The following is a 25040-nucleotide window of genomic DNA, read 5'->3' as shown; positions in this document are numbered from 1 at the left end:
AGCACCACCTTGCCCCGTGGGTCTGCGCCAGCATGAACTGATGCGAGAATGTAGTGATACAACGAGGGTACCGAAACAACAAGGAGCATCAGTGGCACATTTCGTGATCATGGGTTGCGGACGCGTAGGCGCCACCTTGGCCCACGCCTTGGAGGATTCCGGCCATTCGGTGGCCATCATCGATCAGGACGAACGCGCCTTTCGCCGCCTGCGGACTGGATTCACCGGGCGCAAGGTGACGGGCGTTGGATTTGACCAGGACACACTCAAGCAGGCAGACATTGAAAATGCCTACGCTTTTGCAGCCGTTTCCAGCGGCGACAACTCCAACATTTTGGCCACCCGCGTAGCCCGCGAGACCTTCCATGTTGAGCACGTCGTGGCCCGCATTTACGATCCTGGCCGTGCGGAGATCTACCAGCGCCTGGGCATCCCCACGGTGGCTGCCGTGCGGTGGAGCGCCGATCAGGTGTTGCGCCGGATCCTTCCGGAATCGGCCATCAAGGGCGACTTCCGGGAACCTTCAGGCCGCTTGATCCTGACCGAACTCTCGTTGCACCCGGGCTGGATTGGTCGGCACGTTCTTGATATTGAAAACGCCGCCCAGGTCCGCGTCGCCTATCTGACCCGGTTTGGTGAAGGGATGCTTCCCGGTCCGGACACGAGCTACCAACAAGGCGATACCGTCCACGCCATGGTGGTTGGCACCCAATCGGCCGATGTCATGCATATTTTGTCCACGCCGCCAGCGAAGGAGTCCTAACCATGTTGGTCGTCATTGTTGGTGCGGGCAGCGTTGGCTGTTCCATTGCCAAGGAACTTCTCTCCAACGGCCACGACACCTTGCTGATTGACCCCAAGCCTGAGGTCATCGGCAAGAGCGGGCTGCGGGGTGCCAGGTGGCTGGTGGGCGACGCCTGCGAGATCACCACGCTGCGGGAGGCCAAGCTTGAAAACGCCGATGTGGTGGTTTCAGCAACGGGAGATGACAAGGTCAACCTTGTGGTCTCCCTTCTGGCTAAATCTGAATTTGGGGTGGGGCGCACCGTGGGCCGGGTCAACAACCCCAAGAACGATTGGATGTTTGACGATTCCTGGGGTGTTGACGTGGCCGTGAGCACCCCGCGGCTCATGACGGCACTTGTGGAGGAGGCGGTGGAGATTGGTGACCTGGTCCGTCTTCTGACGCTTCAGGCAGGTGTGGCGTCGCTCGTGGAGTTCACGGTTCCTTCTGAATCTCACATCATTGGGCAGACAGTGGGTGCGATCGAGTGGCCGCAGGATTCAACACTGGTGGCCATTCTGCGCGATGAAGCCCCCATCACTCCCAGCCCCGACGATGTTGTGGAGGGCGGCGATGAACTGTTCTTCGTCACCACCATCGCCGCGGAAAACGATCTGCGTGCCCTGCTCTCAACCCAGTAGCCCACCCAGCTTGGATATACGAAGGGCCTGGTTGGTCGAGATTCTCGACTAACCAGGCCCTTCACTTTGCTAAGAGTCCTTGGCTTGGCCAACGGGCCTGCTGATGAGCCAGGCGATCCAAAGCCCAAACGCGTACAGCGGCACACCCATGATCAGCCGCATGGCGCCGAGCGCATCGACGTGTTCAGTCAGGTACAGCGGCAGCTGAACCACGAGCCGGGCCGCCATGACCCCCACCAAAATCCAGGTGGCGGCACGGTAGGCACGCAACCGCTCGGGTTCGCCGCGCCAGCGCAGTCCTTCGTTTCGGGCATAGCCAAACAACAGTCCCAAAACAGGCCAGCGCACGGCAATGGAAACTACCAGGGCCGCAATGTATCCGGCGTTGGTGTAAAAACCCACCAGATAGTAGTTCTCGGCTTTGCCGGTTTTCATGGCCAGAAACGCTGAAAGTGCGACGCCGACAATACCGGCCAGGGCCTGCGTCAAGGGTGTCCGCTGGATCAGTCGGGCAACGAGAAATACCGCTGCCATGGCAACGGAACCGACCAGGGCGGTGGTCAGGTCTCGGGTCACGGTGAACGCTACGAGGAAGACCAGGCCAGGCAGAATGCTCTCGGCGATTCCCCTGACTCCCCCGGCAGCGGCCAATAGGTCAATATGCCCATTGTCCTTGCGGACCAGTGGATTTTTGGCGGCCATTTCCTGGGCGATCCCGGCAAAGGCTCCGGCCGGCTGCCCCTCGGCAATTGGGCGTTCGGGCGGCACAGATGCGCCGTCGCCGCTGGAATTGCTGGCCTCATCGCTGGGCGAGGTTTCCTCGGGGCTCTGCTGACTCAACTAGCTCTCCTGAATTCCAATGATTTCGTAGCGTGGGTTGTACATTGTGGGCAGGCCATCGCGGAGCGAGACCATCCCCTCAACACGCAATCGGGTGCCGGCAATAATACCGGGCATCCGGCGTCGGCCAATCCAGACCAGGCGTAGGCGGTGACTGCCGCCATCGTTGGCGACACGGTGAAATTCCCTGTCGGTCATGATGACCGTGTAAGCCGGGGCGATCGACGCCGGCAGGATCGTGACGGCGTCAATGACTCCCGTGCAAATAGCCCGGCCACGCCGTGGCAGGTCACTAATGGCAACGGGTTCGGGCCAGTCACCTTGGTGCATGGGCGCCAAAGTTAGCCGATCGCCGTGATTTCAGGTCCGCGACGGAACGGCTCGCCACCCTGTGCGGGGGTTGCGTGGTCGGCAGCCACCTGTCCCTGTGGCCCTGCGACGGCGTCCTTGGGCAGGCGCAGCAGCAACAGGTCACGCGGGGGCAGCGGTGTTTCGCCGCGCACCACCACAACGCCCCGGAACAGGTCCTCCAGGTCCTTTGCGGCGTCACTGTCAACTGCGGCGGTGCCGCCCAGGACGCCACGGAGGAACCAACGCGGACCGTCAACGCCAATGAAGCGGGCAACGCGGAATCCCTTGCTGCCGTCGGAGGCTTGAGCCGGGACCTTGGCCAAAACTTCCTTGCCAAAGGTGCCATCGAGAATCTCAATCTCGCCACCCTGTGAACCCACGGAAAGGCCAATCTGCTCGCGGATATCGCGCCACAGCTTCTCAGAGCGGGAGGCGGCGAAAGCCTGCAACTGCAAGCTCGAACCATTGAGGTCCAGGGTCACGGCAATAACCCGTGAGGTGCTCTCTTCAACTTCAAGACGCAGCGAGAGGCCTTCACGGGGCGTGACGAGCAGCGCACCCAGATCCACATAGCCGTCCGTGGCGGGAACTTCCGATTCGTCCAAGGGACCGTGGACGCTGCGCTCATAGGCGGTGTCCGCGGGGTTGGGAGGCAGGCTCAAGGACGCCGCCTGATTCGCATTCCCTTCCGGGGCACCAGATTCAGTCTGGATATCCTCGGAATCGTTGACGCTGTTCTTCTTTTTCTTACCGAACCCAAAAGCCATGGGATTAAAGACTCCTTGAAGTTTTTTGTTGAAGTAAATGATGAAGCAGTCAAGACGTGGGCGCCACCTGCGGCACCTTGTGAAGCTGGAGCCTCAGGCCGACGGCGTGAAACCGCCGGTGGATCCGAATCCACCGGTGCCGCGGACCGAATCCGGCAACTCGTCCACAGCAATGAATTCTGCCGTTTCCACCCGCTGGATCACCATTTGCGCAATTCTATCGCCCCGTGACAAGGAGATGGAATGGTGGGAATCGGTGTTCAACAGCGTCACGGACAACTCGCCGCGATAGCCGGCGTCAACCGTACCGGGGCTGTTGACGATGGTCAGGCCGGACTTGGTGGCCAGGCCGGAGCGGGGGTGGATCAGGGCCACAAAGCCAAAGGGAAGTGCGATGCTGACACCGGTGGGCACCAGCGCGCGTTCTCCCGGCGCCAGAACAACGTCGATGCGCGTGCGCAGGTCTGCCCCGGCATCGCCCGGGTGAGCGTAGCTGGGAGGCGCGATCCCGTCGTCGAGCATGCGCAATTGCACGCTGAGGGTTGGGCGGCCTTGCTCCTGGCGCTCCTGGCCGTTCGTCATTTGGTCTGCGTGTACGGGGTCTGCTGGGAAAGTCTCATGGGTCACAACAGCCAACTCTATCGTGATCCGGCACCCCATGTGGCGCGGACGGCCCGCTCGGCTCAAAGTGTAATACTCGTGAAAAGGTGGAAAGCTAGTCCCATGTCTTCACACTCTCCGCAGAACGCCACATCCCCTTCAACGGCAAACTACACCGAGAAGCTGTGGCCTAATTTTTGGGGCTGGGTGATTGTCGTCGGACTATCAGCGGCGTCGATCCTGATTTTCATCCCCATTAGCCCCACGGCCGGCTTTATTGCGTTCTTCGTTATGCTGATCGGGCTCTCGACCATGCTGATAACCACCACCCCCACCATCTCGGTCACCGCCGATACCCTCCGGGTGGGCCGCGCCCAGATTGAGCGCCAATATGTGGGCGAGGTGAGCATCTACACCGGTGAAGCGGCGTTCGAACAGCGCGGCCGGCTGCTGAACGGCTTGGCGTACCTGTGCATTCGCGGCTGGATCAAGCCCGTTGTGAAGATCGAGATTACAGATCCGGCCGACCGTACACCGTACTGGTTGACGTCCTCCCGCAACCCCGAGTACCTGGCAGCAGCCCTGGGCGGGGCAACAAAAGCTCAGCCCGATCAGGACTAGAGCATCAGCCTTCGCAATCCTTGCAGAATTTGAGCCCGTTTTTCTCGCGGGCCAGCTGTGAACGGTGCCGCACAAGGAAGCAGGAACTGCAGGTAAATTCATCGAGCTGTTCTGCCAAAATTTCCAGTGCCAGCTCGTCCGGCGGCAGCTCTCCACCAGGAAGTTCATAGGACTCTGCGAGTTCGGTATCTGCCACATCAATCACAGCGTTCAGCGCCGCTTTGTTCGGCACCGTTCCGTGAGCGTTGTTTGCCGCCGCAGGCCCGGTCTGCCGACGGGATGCGCGTGGCCGGTGGAAGCCGGTAGTCATGGTTCTTATCCTTAAAGTAGCCGCCCACCCGTGGCGGACAATAAATACTGCAAATACCCTAGACCTGAAAGCGTCTCTTGGCAGCCAGCACGAACCCCGCGTTCGCAGCAGGCTTAAGCTGTACCGGCACGATCTGGAGTGCTGCGAGGCATATTCTTCAAGGCTTCTCACGCCACGCCTGCACGGGTAGTAGGAAATTATGCACATCGGTGGCAAAGTTTCGAAGTGAACTAAAAGACTTTTTGGGAGGACGGCATGGCTGATCTGCGGCTGGTGGGTGTCCACGATGACGGCAGAAATCTGCTTCTTAGTGGTCCCGATGGGGACATCTATCTTCTCCCCTTGGACGAGGCGCTGCGTACAGCGGTGGGCAAGTCAGCCCACCGCTCTTCACGCGTGGCTCAATCTTCAGGCACCCGGATGACACCCCGGGAAATTCAGAGCATGATCCGGGGAGGATCCAGTGCCGCTGACGTGGCCGAGGAATCCGGACTCTCGCTGGAGCAGGTCCGCCGCTATGAGGGACCTGTCCTGGCAGAACGCGAATACATCGCGAGCCAGGCCCGCGCCGTCGAGGTTGCCACCCCGGCCCCGCATAATGATGGCTACAAGTCCGCCTTTGGCGACGCTCCGGCATCCCTGGACGAGATGGTCAGGCACCGCCTCGCCGCGTTCGGGATCGATCCGAAAACGTTGCGCTGGGACGCGTGGCGTGACAGCGCTGGCGCCTGGTCCATCAGCGCCGACTTTGACCCGGGCACGGAACGGGCCGCAAGCAGCATTGGCGAACCGGCTCCGGCTCTGTGGCGCTTCCATGCAAGCCGCAAGGCCCTGCATAACGCCAACCGTTGGGCTCAGCAGCTTAGTGAGCTCGAGCCGCTGGACAGCCCGGTTCCGGAACGCCGACTGAGCGCCGTCATGGACAAGCCCTTTGATGTTGAGGCAGAGGTTGCCGAAGGCGAAGCCGAAGAAGCAGCGGCCACAACCGAAACGGACGAGGCCTACCCAGCCCAGGGAGGCCTGCTGGACATGTTGCGTTCACGCCGCGGCGTCCGCCTTGGCCTTAACGAAGACGGCGACGACGAACTCGCCGCGATGCTTGGCACGCATGTACCGGGGGCACACCCACGGGACGAGGCTCTTTATGGGGCTACCGCGGAAACCGAAACCGCTGAGCAACCGGTTGAGGACGTCGAGGCGGAGGCCCCCAGGGAACGCTTGCGTTCCATCCCCTTCCTGAAGTTGGCTCCCCGCCTGGAAGAGGATGAGCCTGAGCTGGACAGCGTCTCCGACGTCAGCACCGAGACTCGTGAAATTGTCCTGTCCGGGGAACCCACCACGAGTCTTCGCCCCATGCGAACAACGGCTGAACCGGTCTTTGAGGTAGCTGCGAAATCCATCCACAGCAGCGACCCGGACGAGGGCGGTCCCAGTGACAGCGAAGTCGCCGCACGGTTGGAGCGCAAGGCAGCGGGCAAGCCCAAACGCTCAAGCGTTCCCAGCTGGGATGAGATCGTCTTCGGCACCAAGGGCGACTGAGCTGCCGCAAATCTAAAAAGAACAGGACACCTCAAGAGAGTTCGAGGTGTCCTGTTCTTGTTTCTTGCTGCAGCACCATTTGCTAACGCCGCTTTTTACCTTTTGCCTGCTTGGCTGTGACGGGGATCCGCAAGAGTGGAACTTCCCGTTCGGCCTTGGTGATGGAACCGTGTTGGCCCACCACGTCCATGGCCTGCAGACGCACTCTGCGGAGGTCGTAGAAGGCAATGGATTCACGGGCCAGGATCAGCACGTCACCAATGCGGGCCCGAACGTTCTCACTCACCTCACCAAAGTATCCGGCCTCGATTGCCTCATCGCGGGTGACAACCCAGGCCTTCTTGCCAAATTTCTCCAGCCAGGCGGCCATCAACCGTTGCCGGTGACCCTCGGTACATTCGGCTTCCAGGTACAGGTGGACCATGCGCGGCTCCCCCGCCGTGTGGCGCACGCCGTCGATCAGTTCCGGGAACAAGGAATAGTCAATGCGGGCCGAGCGGGGAACATCCACCATGCCGTGGTCCGCCGTCAGCAGGATCAAGGCGTCGGCCGGTGCCGCAGCCGCCAACCGCTTCATGCCGGCGTCGAGCTCTTCCAGCTTGTGTTCCCACTCGGGTGAGTCGGAGCCATGGGCGTGGCCGGCCTTGTCCAACTCACTCCAGTACAAATACACAAGCGAGGTGGGTGTGGCAGCCAACGCCTCTGCTGCCACCTCCACCCGATCCGTGGTGGACTGGACCCCCCGGAAGTCACTGCCTCGCAGAGCCGCGCGCGTCATGGGCGAGTTGGCAAAGTGCGGCAGGCTCACAGTGGTCACGGGAACACTTGGTGCGAGTTTCTCAAAGATGGTGGGGTACGGCTGCCATGTCAGCGGGTCCACCCCGGCATCCCAGTTGCCCAAAAGATTCACAACTTTGTCCTGGCGCGGATCAAGGATATCGTAACCAACCATGCCGTGCAGGCCGGGCACGACGCCGGTACCCAGGGCGGTGATCGAGGTTGCCGTGGTGCTCGGAAACGCCGCTTGCAGGGTCCGGGTGTATTCCCCCGCCGAGTCCTGGGCCATGACGCCCCGCAGGAACGGTGCGTGGGAGGCCCGTTGTTTCAACAGCGACTTGCCCAGGCCGTCCACCAGCACAACACAGATCCGTGGTGCTGCCGGCAACTTCAAAACATTCGCAAAATCGGGAGCACCGAGGGCGGCTGCTGCGCTGGTGAGCACATCGCCAATACTGGATTTTCCATAGCCCGGGGCAGCCGGCAACTGCGGTTGCGTGGTCAGCACTGCCTGCGCCACGCCCTTAGCGCCGGTAATGGGAACGGCCCAAACGTGCACCGAAGACCGGGAATTTACTTCCGGGCAACGGGGCATGGCTGGATCCAGCATTGACCGCGCCCGTGTTCACCGCACGCAGGGCACGAGCAAAGGCCTTGGCATCCGCAACAGCCTGGAGGCCCTCCGCCTCGGCGCTGATGCGCAGGGCGATGTCTTCCTGGGCGATGGTGCCGGAGTAGCCATGGTCAGCGTCGCAGTCCGGATCCCCGCACGACGACGGACCCATCTCCACCCGCTGTCCTCCAGACCAGGCGATGGCGAGCGTGAGCTCACGGGCGGGGTCGGAAGGCTTGTAGTCCTGTGGTTGCGCGTAAATATAGCTGAGCACCACTGATTTGATTTGGCTGACCGGCACGGATTCGGTGGACACCTGGGCCACCATCTGCTCGCCTGATTCATCCAACTGATGATCGTCAACGTGGGTGATGACGAGCATTTCCGCGGTCAGTGCCAGAACCGTGATGTGCCGGTGCACTTCGTTGCGCTCAAAGTGGGTTTCCAGATGGACCAGGTGCGAGAGGCTTTCCTGGCCGTCCAAGGCGTCATTGACCACATCCGCAACAAGTCGGGGATAAAACCCCGAGCGCTGGAGAGCGGCTTCCAATTCACGGGCCGTCGTGTTGGCCGGGGCACCGGCTCCGAAGCTGTTCATATGCTCCATTTTCGCACTTTGCCGGCAGCGTTGCGAACCGGGCGGCTCAGAAGTGACAGCCGCTGGCCACGACCTCAGGAAATCATGGCCCGCCGCGCGCTGTCGGTTCGTTGGGCCGGATTGCCGATCCGCACATCAACGGCCAGGACGGTGACGGTGGTGGGACCCACCAGGATGGGCCGGAATTCCACAAACGCAACCTCGGGGTGTTCGTCCTTGAGCATGGCAACCCTGGCCACAAGGTCCTCCAACGCCGCAATGTTTCCCGGCGGCAGACCTTCGTAACCAAAAAGTTTGATGGAGGCCCGGGGTGACCTGATCAGCTCTGCGGTGTCCGCGGTGGACAGGGGCGGCACCCTGTGAGCCCAATCGTCGAGGAGGTCGACGGCGTCGCCGGAGAGGCCAAAAGAGACCACGGGCCCCAGGAGAGGGTCTTCGATGGCGCGCAAGGTACACGATTGACCTACTTGCGCCATGGACTGCACCTCCAGCTCCTTTTGCCCGTAGGGTTCAAGCAATTTGCGCATCTGCACAATGTTGCGCCGTAGCGATTGCGCATTCTCAATATTGATGCGCACGCCGCCCAGGTCCAGGCGGTGCCGCAGGCTCGAGTCCAGGGTCTTGATGGCAACGGGCCAACCCAGCCGCTCCGCCGCGGTGACTGCCTCATCCACTGTGCGAAACGGCACCGATTCAAGCACCGAAATTCCGTAGTGACCCAGAAGAGCCTTGACCTGTGCCGGGGCCAGGGTGAGCAGCTCATCGCCCGCGACGTCCTTGAGCCACGCGTCAAGGAGCGCCTCGGCGGCCTGCGGGTTGACGCCGGCAGGTTGCTCATAGACCGGCGCGTCCAGGGTCAGCCAATGGACGTAGCGGGTCACGGCGGCGAGGGCTGCGGTGGCCGCGCCAGGGCTTGAGTACGCCGGCAGTGAGCCGGCCATCTGGCGGTTGACCTGGATCTGCGGGTTCATGTTGCCGGTAAAGGTGGCGATGACTGGTTTCCCCGAGTCCACGGAGCACTCCTGCAGCGTCTTCGCGATGGCCTCGAGGGTCAGCCCAATCACGGGCAGCAGGGTCACGATGGCCGAATCCACGCCCGGCTCCCCCAGCGCACGCAGGACAGTTCGTTTAAGCAGGGGCAGTGCCCGCGATTGACCAGTGTCCAGTTCCAGCCGGGCATGGACGGCCACTACCTTCAGCCCGTGCCGTTCGGCCGAATCGGCCACCACTGTGCCCATCGCGGCGGAATTGCCGATGATGGCCAGCCCCGGGCCCTTGGGCAGCGGCTGGCCTGCCACAATCTGGGCCACATCGGAGAGCTCCTCGATCGTATTGACACGCACCACGCCGGACTGGCGCAGCATGGCGTCCAGGGCACCTGCGGGCGCCGCGGTGGTGCGCACCGCGTGGCCCGGCGGCAGGCGCAAACCCATGGAATCGGATTTGGCGACGATGACGGGTTTACTGCGTGAGAGTCGGCGTGAGATGCGGGAAAACTTCCGCGGGTTGCCCACGGATTCCAGATATAAGGCGCACGCGGTTGTTTGGGGATCGTCCTCCCAGAATTGCATCATGTCGTTGCCGGAGACATCAGCCCGGTTGCCCGCGGAAAGCACCGTGGACATGCCTAGTTCACGCCTCGTCATCGAGGCAAAGAGCGAGACACCCAACGCCGCCGACTGGCTGAAGATCCCCAGCCCGCCTTGGCGTGCCAGAACTGGTGCCATGGAAGCGTTCAGCGATACCGCCGGATCCGTGTTGGCCAGGCCCAACGACGCCGGACCCACCAACCGCATCCCGTTCGCCCGGGCTTGGCGCACCAGGGCGCGCTGCCGCGCAAGGCCGCGTTCGCCGTCGTCCGCGAAACCAGCGGTGACAATCACCAAACCCTTGACGCCCGCCTTCCCGCATTGGTCCACCACGCCTGGAACCTGATCGTAAGGCACGGCAATGACGGCAAGGTCAACAGGTCCGGGCACCTCCGCGATGCTGGCATAAGGCATCATGCCGGAGACCTCCAGCGCGTCCTGGTTGACGGCGTGCACGGCCCCGGAAAACTTGCCTTCCACCACATGTTCGAGCAGCTGCTGCCCGATGCTGCCCCAGGCACGGCTGGCACCAATCACGGCCACGGACTTGGGCGCGAGGAGACCGGCAACGCTGCGTGCCTCGGCACGGTGTTCGCGAGATTCCATGACTGCCCGGGACTTGTCCGTGGGATCAATCTCAAAGTGCAAGGAGATGACGCCGTCGTCAAAGTGGCGATGAACCTCGTAACCGGCCTCGGAAAATACCTGAATCATCTTGCGGTTTTCCGGGAGGACCTCGGCGGAAAACTTGGAGATTCCGTTTTCCCGGGCGGCCGCGGCAAGGTGTTCCAATAAGATGGACCCCACACCCCTGCCCTGATTGGCATCGGAGACATTGAAGGCAACCTCGGCCTCCGTGGGGTCATCGAGCCTGTCGTAGCGTCCGATCCCAATAATCTCTCCGCCGCGGGTTATGACAAATGCCACACGGTCAAAGTAGTCAAGCTCGGTGAAGCGACGCAATTCCTTCACTGTGAGCTTGGATTTGAACGTAAAAAAGCGCATATAGATGGAATTTTGGGACTGGGACATGTGAAATGCCTGGACAGCGTCCGCATCGGAGGCGGTCATGGGGCGCAAATTCCCGGTTCCACCATCGCGGAGAACAACATCGGCCTCCCAATGGGCCGGATATACGGGTGCGGGCTCTGGCTTCACCATAGAATCACTGTACCGACATGATGCACTTTTTAGCGTCCATGCCTGTTTCGCAACACCCCATGTAGAAAAGGAACCACTGCCATCATGGCCAAGCGCCAACCTCCCGCAGCCGACGACTTCGTTGAAAACATCGTTGACATCGATGTTTCAAGTGAAATGGAAGGCTCCTTCCTGGAGTACGCCTATTCGGTGATTTACTCCCGGGCGCTGCCTGACGCCCGTGACGGCCTCAAGCCTGTGCAGCGACGCATCCTGTACATGATGAGTGAGATGGGGTTGCGCCCGGACAAGGGGCATGTCAAGAGTGCCCGTGTGGTGGGCGAGGTCATGGGAAAGCTGCACCCGCACGGTGACACGGCAATCTACGACACCATGGTCCGCATGGCCCAGGACTGGACGCTGCGCCTGCCGCTCATCGATGGGCACGGCAACTTCGGCTCGCTCGACGACGGCCCCGCCGCCCCGCGTTACACCGAGGCCCGAATGGCTGCCGCGGCACTGGAGTTGACCGGGAACCTGGATGAAAACGTTGTGGACTTTGTGCCCAACTATGACAACCAGATGATGCAGCCCTCCGTGCTGCCGGCCGCCTACCCGAACCTTCTTGTCAACGGTGCCAGTGGCATTGCGGTGGGCATGGCCACCAACATGGCCCCGCACAACCTCGGCGAAGTTATTGCCGCCGCCCAGCACCTCATTGCGAACCCGGACGCCACCCTTGAGGACGTCATGGCATACGTGCCGGGCCCGGACCTGCCCTCGGGCGGGCGGATCGTGGGGCTGCAGGGAATCCGGGACGCCTACGCAGGCGGCCGGGGTTCCTTCAAGACGCGGGCCAAGATCGCCGTCGAACAACTCTCACCGCGCAAGGTGGGCCTGGTGGTCACGGAACTGCCGTACCTGGTGGGTGGGGAAAAGGTCAAGGAAAAAGTCAAGGACGCCGTCAACAACAAAAAGTTGGTGGGCATTGCCGACTTCATCGACCTTTCCGACCGCAAAAACGGCTTGCGCCTGGTCCTGGAAATCAAGAACGGCTTTAACCCGGCGGCCGTCATGGAACAGCTATACCGATACACCCCGCTGGAGGAATCCTTCGGCATCAACAACGTCTGCTTGGTGGACGGCCAGCCACAGACCCTGGGACTCTTGCCGCTGCTGCAGGTCTTTGTGGCACACCGTATTGATGTGGTCCGGCGTCGCACGGCTTTCAGGCTGGGCAAGAAACAGGACCGCCTGCATTTGGTGGAGGGCATGCTCATCGCCATTGTGGACATCGATGAGGTCATTCAGATCATCCGCACCTCGGATGAGGTTGCCGCGGCCCGTGAACGGCTCATGGCCATCTACGACCTCTCCGAGATCCAGGCCAACTACATTTTGGACCTGCAGCTGCGCCGCCTCACCCGTTTCTCCATGGTGGAGCTCGAAACCGAACGGGATGAACTTCGCCGCGAAATCGCCGCACTCGAGGCCATTCTGGGTTCCGGGGAGCTACTGCACCAACTGGTCTCGGATGAGATGGGTGAAGTGGCCGCGAAGTACGCCACACCGCGCCGCACTGTGCTGTTGGAGTCCGAGGCCATGGCTCCCTCGGTTGCCAAGGCCCTTGCGGCCGGTCCTGGCGGGAAGGCCGGCAAGGCTGCCCCGCTGGCCCTGGAAATTGCTGATGACCCCTGCTGGGTGCTGCTCAGTGCCACGGGCCAGATTGCCCGGACCAGCACGGGAGATCCGCTGGTTGAATCCGGCGGGCGCAGTAAGCACGATATCTTCTCCTCCGTCCTCAAGACCAGTGCCCGCGCCGAAATTGGCGCGCTCACCTCCTTGGGGCGCATGCTCCGGCTTCAGGTGGTGGACATGCCTGTCCTGCCGCCCACGGCAGCCCTGCCGAACTTGGCTGGCGGCGTCGGGGCCAAAGATTTCATCACACTGACCAAGGGCGAATCGCTCGTGGGCTTTGTTCCGCTGAACAGCACCTTTGCGGTAGGTACCGCCACCGGTGTGGTCAAGCGTGTGACCCCTGAGTATCCGTTGAACCGTGACGATTGGGAGTACATTTCCCTCAAGCCCAAGGACTATGTGGTGGGGGCCGGTGTCGCCACGGACGACGACGACCTCGTGTTCCTGACGCAAGGCGCCCAGCTGCTTCGGTACAGTGCCGGCATTGTCCGGCCCCAGGGCCGCACGGCCGGTGGCATGGCCGGCATCAAGCTCGGCGCAGGGGACGTTGTTTTGTCCTTCGGGGTGGTATCCCCCACCGATTCCGAGGCCGTGGTGGTCACGGTGGCCGGCGGGCAGGACGCACTGCCCGGGACGCCGTCGGGCTCTGCCAAGGTCACGGCGTTCTCCGAGTACCCAGCCAAGGGCCGCGCAACCGGTGGCGTGCGGGCACACCGTTTCCTCAAGGGTGAGGACCGGCTGTTCGTGGCGTGGGCCGGGCATGGCCCGGCTAAGGCGTCCACAAGCTCGGGTGTGGTGCGTGCCCTGCCGGTGGAGCATGGTCACCGGGACGGATCCGGCGTGGCCCTTGGTGCCGCGATCGACCTCGTGGGACCAAGCCTGGATGGAGCGGCTCCGGCCAACCCCGGGGTTGCTCCGACGACTGCCGCCGCGGCACCACCCGTGTCCGCACCGGCGGTTGATCCCGAGCCGATTCCGGCCACCACCCAGGAAGCTTTTGAGTTGCCCCTGGACTGAAATATTACTTTCCATGGCGCCCTGGCCATCCGCAGTTGCCTGACCGGCAGCGGATAGCCAAGGCTGACGGGTAACTCACGGCATGATCTCTCGGTGTCAGCTTAGAATGGCCGCATGGCGATCATTTCTGAAGACAAAGACTGGACCTGGGTACTGGAACGGACGTGCCCCGAGTGCGGATTCAGCGCAGCGACGGCCACCCCCTCCACGGCGGCCACCATGCTCCCGGAGATTCTCCCGCGCTGGCAGGGAGCCCTGCGTCGGGCAGATGCAGAGATCCGTCCCAACGCCAGCACGTGGTCGATTCTGGAGTACGGCGCCCATGTCAGGGACGTCTTTGACGTATTCACGGCAAGGCTGGAACTCATGCTGCGCGAAGAAACGCCCACTTTTGCCAACTGGGATCAGGACCAGGCCGCCCTTGATGGCAACTACTCGGCACTCGACCCCGAGGTGGTCTCGCAGGAGCTGGTCCAAAACGGGCTCGACGCCGCAGCCGCCTTTGGTGCAGTGGAGGAAGGCCAGTGGGGCCGTCGCGGCCTGCGCAGCAATGGCTCCGAATTCACGGTGCTGACGCTGGCCGGCTACTTTCTCCATGACGTGGTCCACCACCTGCACGACGTCAACGCCTAAACCGGCAGGAGTTCCTTGTCCCACGCTATGGTCACTCGCCCAGGGATGGCTGTGTAACCCAAATTTCTGTAGAGGCCCACTGCCCCACTGGGGTTCTCGGTGTCCACATCAAGGGTTGCCGCATCCATGCCGGCGACCTTGTAGCGGGCCATGGCATCACACAGGAGCGCCGGGGCAATGCCCCGCCCGCGCCAGGCCCGGCGCACCCCAAGAATGTCCGTGTATCCGCAGCGGCGGCCTTCCTTGGCGAAGGCATCGGCGTCGTACATGGACATTTGGTAGCCGGCCACCTCGCCCGTTGAGTCGTCAAGCGCCACGGAGGACAGGTCCGGCCGGAAGCTTTCATGCCCCAGAAAGTACTCCCACTTTTCCGGGCTGCGGGATTCGGAGCCCCAATGGTCGGCAAAGGCCTCATTGTGCGCAAGTCGCACAGCCTCACCCAGCTCACGCGTGAACGGCACCAGGCTTACACCACTGACGGGAACCGGTGCCGGAAGTTCCGTGAGCGGGCGCTCCATCTCGGTGAAATACCGGACCATGCCAAAGCCGGAGGCCGCCAGCAACGCTTCATGGGGCACATTCCCTTCGCGGGAATAGCAACGGGCGGCGGCGCCCGCCTGACCCTCCGCGGCGAATCGGGCCCTCGACGCACCCTGCTGCCACGCCAGTACAGCGGCGCCGATGCCCCTGCGTTGCCACAACGGATCCACGCCGCCAAAGACGAACGCCACGGGTCCACCAACACTTTTTGCCACATAGCCGTAGACGCGCGGCACACCGTATTCATCCACGCCCACAAGTGTGTTCTCCGCGGCGGGGTTGATCGCAGACCCCAACACCTCCATGAGGTCCGAGAGCTGGTCGTGCCAAGGCGCGTCCTCCGCCTCGGCAATACGAACCACCAGCTCCAGCCACGCGCCGGCATCCGCCACGGTCAATGGCCGAAACACCAGTCCGGGAACCACGGGCCAGGGCACAGTTTGCGTCGATGTCATGTCCCCAGCCTAGGCCGTGAGAGGTTAATTTTCCCCCACCGGTTGTGGGGCCGCCCGCTGCGGATTTTCGCCTGCCGTTTACGCTGCCGTGTCCGCCCGTTCAACCCAGCCCCGTACGGTCTCTGCCATGTCAACCACACTTTCACGCCGTTCCATGCTTGCCAGCGGCCTCGCCGGTGCCGGTGCCGCCGCGGCCGGACCCTTCCTCCTGCCCCAGAATGCACGCGCCGCAGCCCCTGCCGCCCCGGCATCCGCTTCCGGGCGCGTGTTCACGCTGGCCGTCATCCCAGACACGCAGTACCTGTTCGACGGCGAGTCGCTCCACCCCGAGCCCCTCGCCGAAACCATGAAATCTCTCTCTGGCCTGAAGGGTCTGGTCTTCGTGGCCCACCTCGGCGACGTGGTGCAAAATGGGCTGGCCCAGGAGGTCGAGGCCGCGAAGAAGCCGTTCGACATCCTAGTGAAGAAGAAGATCCCGTTCTCCGTCATTGCCGGCAACCACGATCTCCCAAACTCCAACACGGACGACCAGCGCGGGCCCACCCCGTTCCTGGACGCGTTCGCACCGCTCACATCGAGGCAGCGCATTGCCCGGGACGCGGGCGGCTACAACTCCGCCTACACCGTTGATGGTGCGGGGACGCAATTCCTGCTGCTGGCCCTGGACTGGCGCCTGTCCACGGCAGGGATTGCTTGGGCCCGTTCCGTTCTTGAAGCCAATGCCGGGACCCCCACCATCATTACCGTTCACGACTCCGTCAGCGCCGACAGCGGAACCGGGGTTCAGAGCACGCACGGCAAGCTGGTCTGGGAAAAGCTCGTTAACGAGTACCCGCAGGTCTTCCTCAGCATCAACGGCCACTTCTGGCCCTCCGGGCGGCTGACCCGGGAGAACGCCGCGGGCAGGCCGGTTGAGCTGCACCTGGCCAACTACCAGCAGCTCTACTTCGGTGGTGCGGCTGCCGTGCGCCTGTACCGCTTCGATCTGGACCGCAGGGTGGTGGATGTGTCCACCGAGGTGCCACACATCGAAGCGGGCGGCCTCAACGAGTTGGAGCGCGAGGAATTGCAGCTGACCGCGGCCACCGACCGCTTCTCCTTCGCGCTGCCGCCGTCGCTGACACCTCCGGTGCGCCGGGAGCCCCGGCCCGCGGCAGCAATGCTCATCCGCGGCACCGAGGCGTACTGGCGCTTCGAGGGAACAGGGCCCCTGGCCACTGGCAGCCGGGTTGCGGATGCCTCGGGCCGCGGAAACGCGCTCATCGTGGCAGGGCCGTCAACCGTGCCGCTGTCCTTCGCCAGCGACAGCCACCCCGCACAGCCGGCCGGTTCTTCACTGACCTTCTCTGGGAGCAAGGAAACGGGCGCCTACCTGCTCACGGCTGACAACGCCCCCATCAACAAGGCGTCGTTCGGCAACGGATACACCTTCGAGGCGTTCTTCAAGCTGCCGGAACCGTTCACCGGCGACTCCGCCTGGAGCGCCATCATCTCGCGCTGGGTATCTGCCAAGGCGGCCGGGCGCGTCAAAGGCGAGGTCGACGAGCCCGCCGCAACACTGTCCGTCAGCGGTGGCCCCGAGCTGCAGTGGTGCATCTATCCCGCCAACCTGGAGCGCTCGGTCACGAACTGGGGCCACGAGCTGCGGTCGTCCCGCTGGTGGCACGTGGCCGTGGTCAACGACGGCCGGCACACCACCATGTATGTGGACGGTTGCTCCGTGGTCCGCAACCCCTCAACCGTCAACAAGGGACTGGCTGGTGGGGAGACCGGCGCACCCTGGGCCGTCGGCGCCTACTCGTGGGCGGGCGAGCTCGACAAAATGTGGCTCGGCTCCATCGGTGACATCCGCATCGTCTCCCGCGCGCTCGCTCCGGGCGAGTTCATGATCGCTTGAGGGCAGCTGCGGCTAGGCACGCGCGGGCTGTGCCGCCGCCATTTCCGCGCCCAACTCAAGGTGGGAATCAGCGGTGGCGGCCAGCCCGGCGTCGTGGGTCACCAGGACCACGGCGGCGCCGGCCAGCGCCCCACGCAGCTCCAACAGCAGTTCCGCCGCTTCGTCCACGCCCAGGTGTGCTGTGGGCTCATCCAGAAGTACGACGTCGGCCCCCGCCACGAGCGTTCGGGCCACCGACACGCGGGTCCGCTGGCCGCCGGAGAGGTGGTGCCCGCCGGGTCCGACGCGCGTGTCCAGGCCCTGGGGCAGGCCCGCCAGCCAAGGGCCCAGGCCTACGGTCCCAAGGGCGGCGGTGAGCTCGGCCTCCGTCGGCGGGGTTGCCGCCGGGCGGGCCAGGGCCAGGTTGGCTCGCAGCGTGGAGTTGAAAAGGTAAGCGTCCTGCGGGCACCAGGCGATCCGCCCCAGGCTTTCTGGGCTGGTGGGCCGCCCGTTGAGCAGGTACCGGCCAGCCTCGGGCTCCAGGAAGCCCAGCAGCACTGCCAGCAGGGTGGACTTGCCCGAGCCAGAGGGGCCGCTGACGCTCCACCACCGCCCGCGCTCGGTGCCGCCGTCCAGCCCCGTGAAGACTGGTTGCGGGGCGTTCGGGTACCGTGCGGCGATGCCTTGGACGGCGAGGGTGTCCACGGTCTCCCCTGCGTCGGACTCGTCCACAGCCTCCTGGACCGTGGCGGGGGCGTCGAGCAGGGGCAGGGTGCGATTCATGAGCGCCACCAGGGCTGGAAGGGCGCTTACTGCCTCAATGTACTGGCCCAGTGGCTCGGCCAGGGCAAGCATAAGCAGCACCGCCACAGCGGCCGCGCGCGGGTCCACCCCGGCCGTGATGGCGACCAGCGCCGCGCCGACGGCTGCCAGCGAGGTGATCAACGTGACCATGCCCTGGCCCAGGCCGTCAGCCCAAGCCAGGCGCCGCAGTGGCTTGGCCACAGCGGAGTCGGCCCGGCTGAACCGGGCAGCCTCGGCAGGGCCAACACCGTTGGCTGCCAGCTGACCGGCGGCGGAGAACAGGGTGGTGGTGCGCCCGGCCAGCCAGACCCGGTGCACGGCAGCCGCGGCTGAGGCGCGGCGCTGGGCCAGCAGCACCAGCACTGGCAGGAGCAGTAGCGTCAACGCGCCGAGCAGCAGGACCACGCCTGCAGCCTCAGGCACCAGCAGCCAGACGGTCAGCAGCACCGCACCGTAGGAAATGACGGCCGAGGGAATGGGCACCACGACGCGCGGCACGGCGTCGCGCAGTTCGTCGACATCGGCCACGAGGGTGCCCAGCGCACCGCCGGAGCGGGTCAGCTTGCCCCAGTGGACCACGGAGGAGCCCAAGGAGTCCCAGAGTCGCAGGCGCAGTTGGGCGGCCCACCGAAACACGGCATCATGGGTGAGCAGGCGCTCGGAATAGCGCAGCAGCGAGCGGCCAATTCCAAAGGCCCGGACGCCAACTATCAAGGTCAGCAGGTACAGAATGGGCGGCTGCGCGGCTGCCCACACAATGAGCCAGCCGGAGATCCCGGCTAGGGCGGCGGCGCTGAGCGTGGCCAGGGCTGAGACCAGCACGCCGGCAGCAAAGCGGGGCGAACGCAGCGGCAAGTGGCGCAGGTGGCGCCAGCGGAAGCGGGCCGGGGCATTGCCCGGTCCGGGTGCGGCCACCTGGGATTCATCGACGCTAGCCGCTGCGACTGGGACTGAGGTTTCGCTGCTGGTCCCGGTTCCTTCGTTGTCTCCGCGGAGCACGGCCACCAGAAGCGGGTCGTGGCTTGCCACGGCAACGGCAACACTCCCCCGCAGGGATGCCACGGCCTCGCGGACGGCCTGGGCGGAGAGGGGGTCCAGGTGGGCGGTCGGTTCATCCAGGAGCGCGAGTTCAACGGCCGGGTCCACGGCGATCCGGGCCAGCGCGCGGGCAACTGCCACACGGCGCAGTTCGCCGGGGCTGCAGTCCGCCACGTCCCGTCCCGCCAGGTGTGCGGCGTTGACCCGGGCCAGGGCATGCTGCACGGTGCCGGGCAAGAGTTCCAGCTGTTCGGGGCCTGCGGCATAGAGCGCCACCTCGGCCTCGACGGTGTCCTCGGTGAAGGCCGGATGCTGGGATACATAGACCACGGCGTCCGGGTTGCGCACGGCCAGATGCCCGGCCACATCGGCGGCGCCGGCTCCCGCTGCGGGCAGGATGCCGGCCATGGCCGCGAGCAAGGTTGACTTGCCCGTGCCGCTGGGAGTTGCCAACACAAGGGTGCCGCCGGGAGCCAGCGTGGCATTAAATCCGGCAACGGCAGGCTCGCCGCGCCCCGGGTAGCGGACGCTGAAGTCGCGGGCCTCCAGCACGGTGCCCGGTGCGGCCGGTGCGGCCTCCCTGGACGGGGTTTCGCCGTCAAGAATTTCGGTGGCCCGGCGCAGGGCCTCCACTCCGTCCTCGCTGCCATGGTGAGCGGCACCGAGGTCGCGCAGTGGACGGAAGCATTCGGGGGCCAGCATGAGTGCCAGCAGCCCGGCCTCCAGGGGCATGCCGCCGGCCACCAGCCGTACTCCGATGAAGACTGCCACGACGGCCACGGAAATGGTGCTGATGAGTTCCAGCGCCATCGAGGAGATGAAGGCGGTGCGCAGGGTGGCCATGGTCGACTTGCGGTAGGCCTCGCAGACGTCGGCAAGGGCCTTGCGCTGGGCGGTGGCCCGGCGCAGGCCGACGAGGACCGGCAGGCCGCGGGCCAGTTCGAGCAGGTGGTTGGAGAGCCGGTCCAGGCCGCTTGCCGCTGCCTCGACTCGTTCCTGCGTGTGGAAGCCTATGAGGATCATGAACACGGGCACGAGGGGTACCGTGAGGGCCACGATCAGGGCGCTGACCCAGTCGGACACGAGAATTTGCAAGCCGAGCAGCAGCGGAAGCACGGCGCAGCTGACCAGTGCCGGCAGGTATGCGCTGAAGTAATTGTCCAGGCCATCCAGCCCGCGGCTGGCGAGCATGCCTTCGGCGCCCACGGCGCCGCCCAGCCCGGCGTTGCGCCGGTCCAGGCGGTGGGCCACGAGCTTGGCTCGCAGTTCTTCCTTTGCGCCAAGGGCGGCGCGGCGGGCCAGAATGGACTGGCCCCACACGGCGCCTGCGAGCAGGACCGCGCCCACACCTCCCTGGACGAGCAGCCTGGTGCTATCCAGCGCTTCCCCGCCGGCCCACTGGGCCAGGGCGTGCGCCAGCGCACCCAGGCCAAGGACCAGGCCCACGGCCTTGAGTGCGGCCAGTCCGCCGAGGCCAGCCAGGGCCAGCTTCGTTGACCGGCCGGAAGGGAGTGTGGGTCGCATGCCCATTCTAGGAGTCACCACCCGTGGCGGCAGGTCCGGCCTTACCCGCCGAAACGGGCTCCGGGCCTACGGCCGGGGCGAAGCTATGCGGCTCGGGCAGGTGCGTCACGCTGATGCGCTTGCGGAAAATCCAGTAAGTCCACGCTTGATACGCCAGGACGAGGGGTACACCGACAGCAGCCACAATGGACATCAAGCCCAGCGTGTAGCTCGAGGACGAGGCATTCTCAACTGTCAGGTTCCACAGCGGGTTCAAGGTAGAGGGCAGGACAACCGGGTAGACGGCGCTGAAGATGGCCGCGACTCCGGCCAAGAGAAAGCCGCCCATGGAAAGGAAGCTGAATCCTTCTCGACCCGCCCGGCTGGCAACCCACGATACGATCGCAGCCACCACGGCAACCGCGATCAACAACCAGCTGAACCATTTGCCGTTCTCGGCGGCCACCGCAATGGCCCATACAGCCATCGGCAGTAGTCCCACCGGCAACCAACGGCCCACCAGGCGGCGTGCTCGGTGGCGGACCTCGCCGTCGGTCTTCAGAGCCACAAATGCTGCGGAATGGACCACGGCGAAACCCACAACGGCGAGCCCGCCAAGGATTGCGTACCCGCTAAACCACGCAAAGGGTCCACCCACACGGTCACCATTTTCATTCAGCGGCAACCCAGTGGTGGTCAATGCGAGCATGGCGCCAATTCCAAAGGCAGCCACGGTTGAGCCCAGGGCGATAGCCCAGTCACAGACCGTGCGCCACGCGTGTGAATGCACCTTTCCGCGGTATTCGAACGACACGGCACGGAAGATCAGGCCAAGCAACACGAACACCAACGGAATGTAAAGTACGGAAAAGAGGGATGCGTACCAGAACGGGAATGCCGCGAACATGGCACCGGCGGCCGTGATGAGCCAGACTTCGTTGCCATCCCAGACCGGCCCCACGGTATTGAGCAGGAGCCGGCGTTCCTTTTCGTCGCGGGCAAAGGTCTTCATGAGTATGCCCACGCCCAGATCGAAGCCCTCCAGGAAAAGGTACCCGGTCCAGAGCACGGCTATGAGTATGAACCATAGTGTCGGCAGAAAATCCATCATTAGTCCTTTGGCTTCAGCAACAGATCAGGGAATGTGTCAGGGGCTGTGAATTAGTACGCAAACGCAAGAACATCGTCGCCGGACTCCCCGTCCGGGCCACTGGCGCCGTCGTCCTTCTGCTTCGTCTGGTCGAGTTCGGGCATGGCAGAGACAACTCCGCCGCGGATGTACTTGGTTAGCAGGACCACCTCGACCACGAGCAGGACCGCATAGACGGTCGCCAAGGTCACGAGGGAGAAGATCACCTCACCGGCAGAGACTCCCGGGGAAACGGCCGCGGCCGTGAACATGAAGACCTGGTCCACACCGCTCATGGATGGGTTGGGGGCCACAACGAACGGCTGGCGGCCCATTTCGGTGAAGATCCAGCCAGCGGCATTGGCACCGAACGGAGCAAGGATGCCAATCAGGGCAAGACGCATCAGCCCCTTGGACCGCGGCACGGTGCCCTTGCGCGTGATGAAGAGCGCAACGGCAGCGGCCATGGCGGCAAGTCCGCCGAAGCCGATCATCATCCGGAAGCCCCAGTAGGTGACGGGCATGACCGGGACGTAGTTGATCTCCTGGCCAGCATTCGAGCCGTACATGGGATCATCGGGCAGGTATTTGCCGTACTTTTCCTGATACTCGGGGACGAGTGTGTTGACGCCCTTGATTTCTGTGTCGAAATCGTTGTGGGCCAGGAAGGAGAGCAGGCCAGGCAATTCCATGACGGCGACGACGTCGGAGCAGTCGCGGCTGCCCAGGTCTCCGATGGAAAGAATGGAGAAACTGGTGCCGTCATGGCAGGCGGCTTCGGCGGCGGCCATTTTCATGGGCTGTTGTTCGAACATGAGCTTTCCCGACAGGTCTCCGGAGATGGCCGAACCGGCAAAGGCAATCATGGCCACCACTGCACCGATGCGCAGCGACTTAATCCACATGGAATGGTCTAACTTGCTCCGACCCGGGATGGTTTCTGAGCTGCCCACAATGACGCGGCCGTCAGCACCAACGGTGTCAATTCCATCCTTGCGCCGGCGCCATAGGTGGTACCAGGAAATGCCCAACAGGAATCCGCCGGCCACGGCGAATGCTCCGGTGATGGTGTGGAAGAAGGCCACAACCGCCGTGTTGTTCGTGAAAACCGCCCAGGCGTCAACCATGACCGGGCGGCCATCCTGCATTTCCACCCCGACGGGGTGCTGCATCCAGGAGTTGGCCACGAGGATGAAATAGGCGGAGACAATAGTTCCGGCCACCGCGATCCATAGGCATGCCAAGTGAATTTTGGCCGGCAGCTTCTTCCAACCAAAAATCCACAGGCCAAGGAACGTTGATTCTACGAAGAACGCGAGGAGGGCCTCCATGGCCAGTGGTGCGCCGAATACATCGCCGACGAAGCGACTGTATTCGCTCCAGGCCATGCCGAATTGAAATTCCTGTACAAGTCCTGTCGCGACGCCCATGATGAAGTTGATCAGGAACAGCTTGCCCCAGAATTTCGTCATGCGCAGGTATTCTTCTTTGCCGGTCTTGAGCCACCGCGTTTGCATGATCGCAACCAGCCCACCGAGCCCAATCGTGAGTGGCACCATCAGGAAGTGGTACACGGTCACGATCCCGAACTGCCATCGGGCAATGTCCAGAGCTTCCACGAATTTCCCCTCGTCGTTCTAAAAACTTCAGGTCCCGCAAGATTTTCTACTTGCTGTAGAAGTTCTAGTTCTACCCCGTGTAGAACATTGCTGTCAAAAGCTGTACATTTAGGTATGTGCACATGTTCTGTGTGCCACATTGAACGCATGTAGTTTTAATTTGAAGGATGGAAATGGCAACGCTCGGAGATCTCGAAAGAGCGGTCATGGACCTGCTGTGGGAACATCAGGAAGCCATCACCGCCAATAATCTGCGCGATCTGCTCTCCCAGCGCCCTTCCACGGAAGATAGTGCCGTTGAGTCGCGCCCCTTGGCCGTCACCACCGTACTGACGGTTCTCTCGCGTCTGGAAAAGAAGGGTTTGGTGGAGCGTGAGCGCTCATCCCGCCCACACCGCTACCGCGCAGTGACCAGCAGGGAAGATCACACGGCCGAGCTCATGCTGGAAGTCTTGGGCTCCGCCCCCGACCGCGAAGCTGTTCTGGCCCGCTTCATCGGCACTGTCAGTGCTGGCGAAGCCGAAACCTTGCGGAAGCTGCTGGGACGGTAGAGGCCGCACCGCCGTTGGCGGTGCAGTTTCGCGGTAAGTTGTAGTACATGTTTTGGACCTCGTGGTTCCTTGCCGTTCTTGCCGTGGTGTTGGCATGGCCGGTTCCGGTTTTCCTAGCCCGTGCAGCGTGGCCTGCACGGGCACCTTTTGCTGCCATGGTGCTGTGGCAGTCCATTGCACTTGCCGGTGGATTGTCCATGATCGGGGCCATGCTTTGCTATGGCTTGGTACCCCTGGGCGAGAATTTGGCCAGCGGCCTCCGCGGCTTGATCAGCATTGTGCTTGGCCAGCAATCCCTTGACACCTTGGGCCTGGTCCACGCCTTCGCGTTGAGCGCCGCCGCCCTACTGACAGCCCATTTGGTCTTCACCTTGTGGCTGGCATATTTCCGCATCCTACGTCAGCGCCGCCGCCACAGGGACCTGCTGCACCTTCTCAGCTCCCCCTCGGATGACCGGCCAGATACCCTCGTCATCAGCCATCAGGCCCCCGTTGCCTATTGCCTACCGGGGGGATCGCGCTCAATCACAGTGTTGTCCGAGGGACTGTTGGAGCTGCTTTCCCCCGAGGAACTCCGGGCCGTGCTGCTGCATGAGCAGACGCATCTGACGCAGCGACATCATCTGCTGCTATGGGCGTTTGCCGCATGGCGCTCGGCGCTGCCCTGGCTGCCGACGTCCAAGCTGGCGCAGCAGGCGGTTTCTTCACTGATTGAGATCTTGGCCGACGACGTCGCCTTGCGGTCGGTCAGCAAGTCCACCCTGGTTACGGCCATCGCCTTGGTGGCCAGCGGACCGGCACGGCTTCCGGCTGACACTCTCGTGGCCACCAGCGGAGGGCAGATTGACACGCCGGCAACCACCTCGGCCAGATTGGGGCGCCTCCTGACACCCGCCCCAAGCCTAGGCTCGGGAATGCAGGCGCTCATCATGGCCGGAGCGATCCTGCTCCTGGCCATCCCCACAGCACTGCTGCTGGTTCCCGGGATCATGCCCTAACGAGAGACC

At 63.6% G+C, this 25040-nt stretch carries 21 protein-coding genes; 9 read left to right on the top strand and 12 right to left on the bottom strand.

Annotated features, from left to right (window positions below; translation table 11 throughout):
* Positions 1–91 precede the first annotated feature (91 nt).
* Both BLV41_RS04585 and BLV41_RS04580 read left to right on the top strand, forming a co-directional pair.
* The gene (locus BLV41_RS04585) at positions 92–763 is read left to right on the top strand and encodes a potassium channel family protein (protein WP_044573555.1); all 672 of its coding nucleotides are present in this window, start codon (positions 92–94) and stop codon (positions 761–763) included.
* Between the two features lie 2 nt (positions 764–765).
* Positions 766–1425 carry a potassium channel family protein gene (locus BLV41_RS04580; protein ID WP_074710779.1) on the top strand — a complete coding sequence of 220 codons (660 nt, stop codon included), beginning with the start codon at positions 766–768 and terminating at the stop codon, positions 1423–1425.
* A 69-nt stretch (positions 1426–1494) separates the two neighbouring features.
* Here BLV41_RS04580 and BLV41_RS04575 read toward each other — a convergent pair whose 3' ends face one another.
* The 4 genes from BLV41_RS04575 to dut form a co-directional block, all read right to left on the bottom strand.
* Positions 1495–2265, bottom strand: a complete 771-nt coding sequence (locus tag BLV41_RS04575; RefSeq protein ID WP_050070199.1) for a DUF3159 domain-containing protein — start codon at positions 2263–2265, stop codon at positions 1495–1497.
* Positions 2266–2595: a single stranded DNA-binding domain-containing protein gene (locus tag BLV41_RS04570; RefSeq protein WP_044573561.1), complete on the bottom strand. Its 330-nt coding sequence runs from the start codon at positions 2593–2595 to the stop codon at positions 2266–2268.
* A gap of 11 nt (positions 2596–2606) precedes the next feature.
* Positions 2607–3383, bottom strand: coding sequence for a DUF3710 domain-containing protein (locus tag BLV41_RS04565; RefSeq protein ID WP_074710778.1), 777 nt, complete (start codon positions 3381–3383; stop codon positions 2607–2609).
* A 93-nt stretch (positions 3384–3476) separates the two neighbouring features.
* Positions 3477–3965, bottom strand: a complete 489-nt coding sequence (gene dut, locus BLV41_RS04560; RefSeq protein WP_044573567.1) for a dUTP diphosphatase — start codon at positions 3963–3965, stop codon at positions 3477–3479.
* Positions 3966–4106: 141 nt separating this feature from the next.
* On the opposite strand from dut, the gene BLV41_RS04555 reads away from it, so the two are divergent.
* Positions 4107–4604, top strand: coding sequence for a DUF3093 domain-containing protein (locus BLV41_RS04555; RefSeq protein ID WP_074710777.1), 498 nt, complete (start codon positions 4107–4109; stop codon positions 4602–4604).
* 4 nt (positions 4605–4608) lie between these two features.
* Here BLV41_RS04555 and BLV41_RS04550 read toward each other — a convergent pair whose 3' ends face one another.
* Complete coding sequence (locus BLV41_RS04550; RefSeq protein ID WP_044573574.1) at positions 4609–4914, bottom strand: DUF4193 family protein; 306 nt, start codon at positions 4912–4914, stop codon at positions 4609–4611.
* Between the two features lie 255 nt (positions 4915–5169).
* On the opposite strand from BLV41_RS04550, the gene sepH reads away from it, so the two are divergent.
* Positions 5170–6453 (top strand): septation protein SepH, encoded by a 1284-nt coding sequence (gene sepH, locus BLV41_RS04545; protein WP_074710776.1) that lies wholly within the window; start codon positions 5170–5172, stop codon positions 6451–6453.
* 82 nt (positions 6454–6535) lie between these two features.
* Here sepH and BLV41_RS04540 read toward each other — a convergent pair whose 3' ends face one another.
* The 3 genes from BLV41_RS04540 to BLV41_RS04530 all read right to left on the bottom strand — a co-directional run bounded on the left by BLV41_RS04540 (position 6536) and on the right by BLV41_RS04530 (position 11191).
* Complete coding sequence (locus tag BLV41_RS04540; protein ID WP_244516730.1) at positions 6536–7738, bottom strand: alkaline phosphatase family protein; 1203 nt, start codon at positions 7736–7738, stop codon at positions 6536–6538.
* A gap of 16 nt (positions 7739–7754) precedes the next feature.
* Positions 7755–8450: a DUF5998 family protein gene (locus BLV41_RS04535; protein WP_170835419.1), complete on the bottom strand. Its 696-nt coding sequence runs from the start codon at positions 8448–8450 to the stop codon at positions 7755–7757.
* Positions 8451–8515: 65 nt separating this feature from the next.
* A complete protein-coding gene (locus BLV41_RS04530) occupies positions 8516–11191 on the bottom strand; it encodes a bifunctional acetate--CoA ligase family protein/GNAT family N-acetyltransferase (protein ID WP_074710774.1) in 2676 nt (891 codons plus the stop codon).
* Between the two features lie 84 nt (positions 11192–11275).
* Here BLV41_RS04530 and BLV41_RS04525 point away from each other — a divergent pair, with 84 nt between their 5' ends.
* Positions 11276–13885, top strand: a complete 2610-nt coding sequence (locus BLV41_RS04525; protein WP_083360597.1) for a DNA gyrase/topoisomerase IV subunit A — start codon at positions 11276–11278, stop codon at positions 13883–13885.
* A gap of 114 nt (positions 13886–13999) precedes the next feature.
* Positions 14000–14518, top strand: a complete 519-nt coding sequence (locus tag BLV41_RS04520; RefSeq protein ID WP_074710773.1) for a DinB family protein — start codon at positions 14000–14002, stop codon at positions 14516–14518.
* On the opposite strand, the gene BLV41_RS04515 is transcribed toward BLV41_RS04520, so the two are convergent.
* Entirely contained in the window at positions 14515–15513 is a 999-nt protein-coding gene (locus tag BLV41_RS04515; protein ID WP_074710772.1) for a GNAT family N-acetyltransferase, read from the bottom strand. The genes BLV41_RS04520 and BLV41_RS04515 overlap by 4 nt on opposite strands.
* A gap of 127 nt (positions 15514–15640) precedes the next feature.
* Between BLV41_RS04515 and BLV41_RS04510 the strand changes: the two genes are divergently transcribed.
* Positions 15641–17410 carry a laminin G domain-containing metallophosphoesterase family protein gene (locus tag BLV41_RS04510; RefSeq protein ID WP_074710771.1) on the top strand — a complete coding sequence of 590 codons (1770 nt, stop codon included), beginning with the start codon at positions 15641–15643 and terminating at the stop codon, positions 17408–17410.
* A 12-nt stretch (positions 17411–17422) separates the two neighbouring features.
* Here the strand turns inward: BLV41_RS04510 and cydC are convergent, their stop codons facing one another.
* Genes cydC through BLV41_RS04495 form a run of 3 tightly spaced genes read right to left on the bottom strand, consistent with a single transcriptional unit; the run spans position 17423 to position 23482 of the window.
* On the bottom strand, positions 17423–20755 hold the full coding sequence (gene cydC / locus BLV41_RS04505) for a thiol reductant ABC exporter subunit CydC (RefSeq protein ID WP_074713101.1): 3333 nt from the start codon (positions 20753–20755) through the stop codon (positions 17423–17425).
* Positions 20756–20762: 7 nt separating this feature from the next.
* Positions 20763–21842, bottom strand: a complete 1080-nt coding sequence (gene cydB, locus BLV41_RS04500; protein ID WP_074713100.1) for a cytochrome d ubiquinol oxidase subunit II — start codon at positions 21840–21842, stop codon at positions 20763–20765.
* 53 nt (positions 21843–21895) lie between these two features.
* Positions 21896–23482 carry a cytochrome ubiquinol oxidase subunit I gene (locus BLV41_RS04495; protein ID WP_074710770.1) on the bottom strand — a complete coding sequence of 529 codons (1587 nt, stop codon included), beginning with the start codon at positions 23480–23482 and terminating at the stop codon, positions 21896–21898.
* Positions 23483–23655: 173 nt separating this feature from the next.
* Between BLV41_RS04495 and BLV41_RS04490 the strand changes: the two genes are divergently transcribed.
* Entirely contained in the window at positions 23656–24033 is a 378-nt protein-coding gene (locus BLV41_RS04490) for a BlaI/MecI/CopY family transcriptional regulator (RefSeq protein ID WP_044577807.1), read from the top strand.
* A 47-nt stretch (positions 24034–24080) separates the two neighbouring features.
* Complete coding sequence (locus BLV41_RS04485; RefSeq protein ID WP_074710769.1) at positions 24081–25031, top strand: M56 family metallopeptidase; 951 nt, start codon at positions 24081–24083, stop codon at positions 25029–25031.
* Positions 25032–25040: the final 9 nt, after the last annotated feature.

Origin of the sequence: Arthrobacter alpinus (genome assembly GCF_900105965.1) — a bacterium.
GTDB lineage: Bacteria > Actinomycetota > Actinomycetes > Actinomycetales > Micrococcaceae > Specibacter > Specibacter alpinus.
The sequence above is the reverse complement of the archived record's forward strand: the minus strand, read 5'-3'. Positions and strand labels throughout refer to the sequence as shown.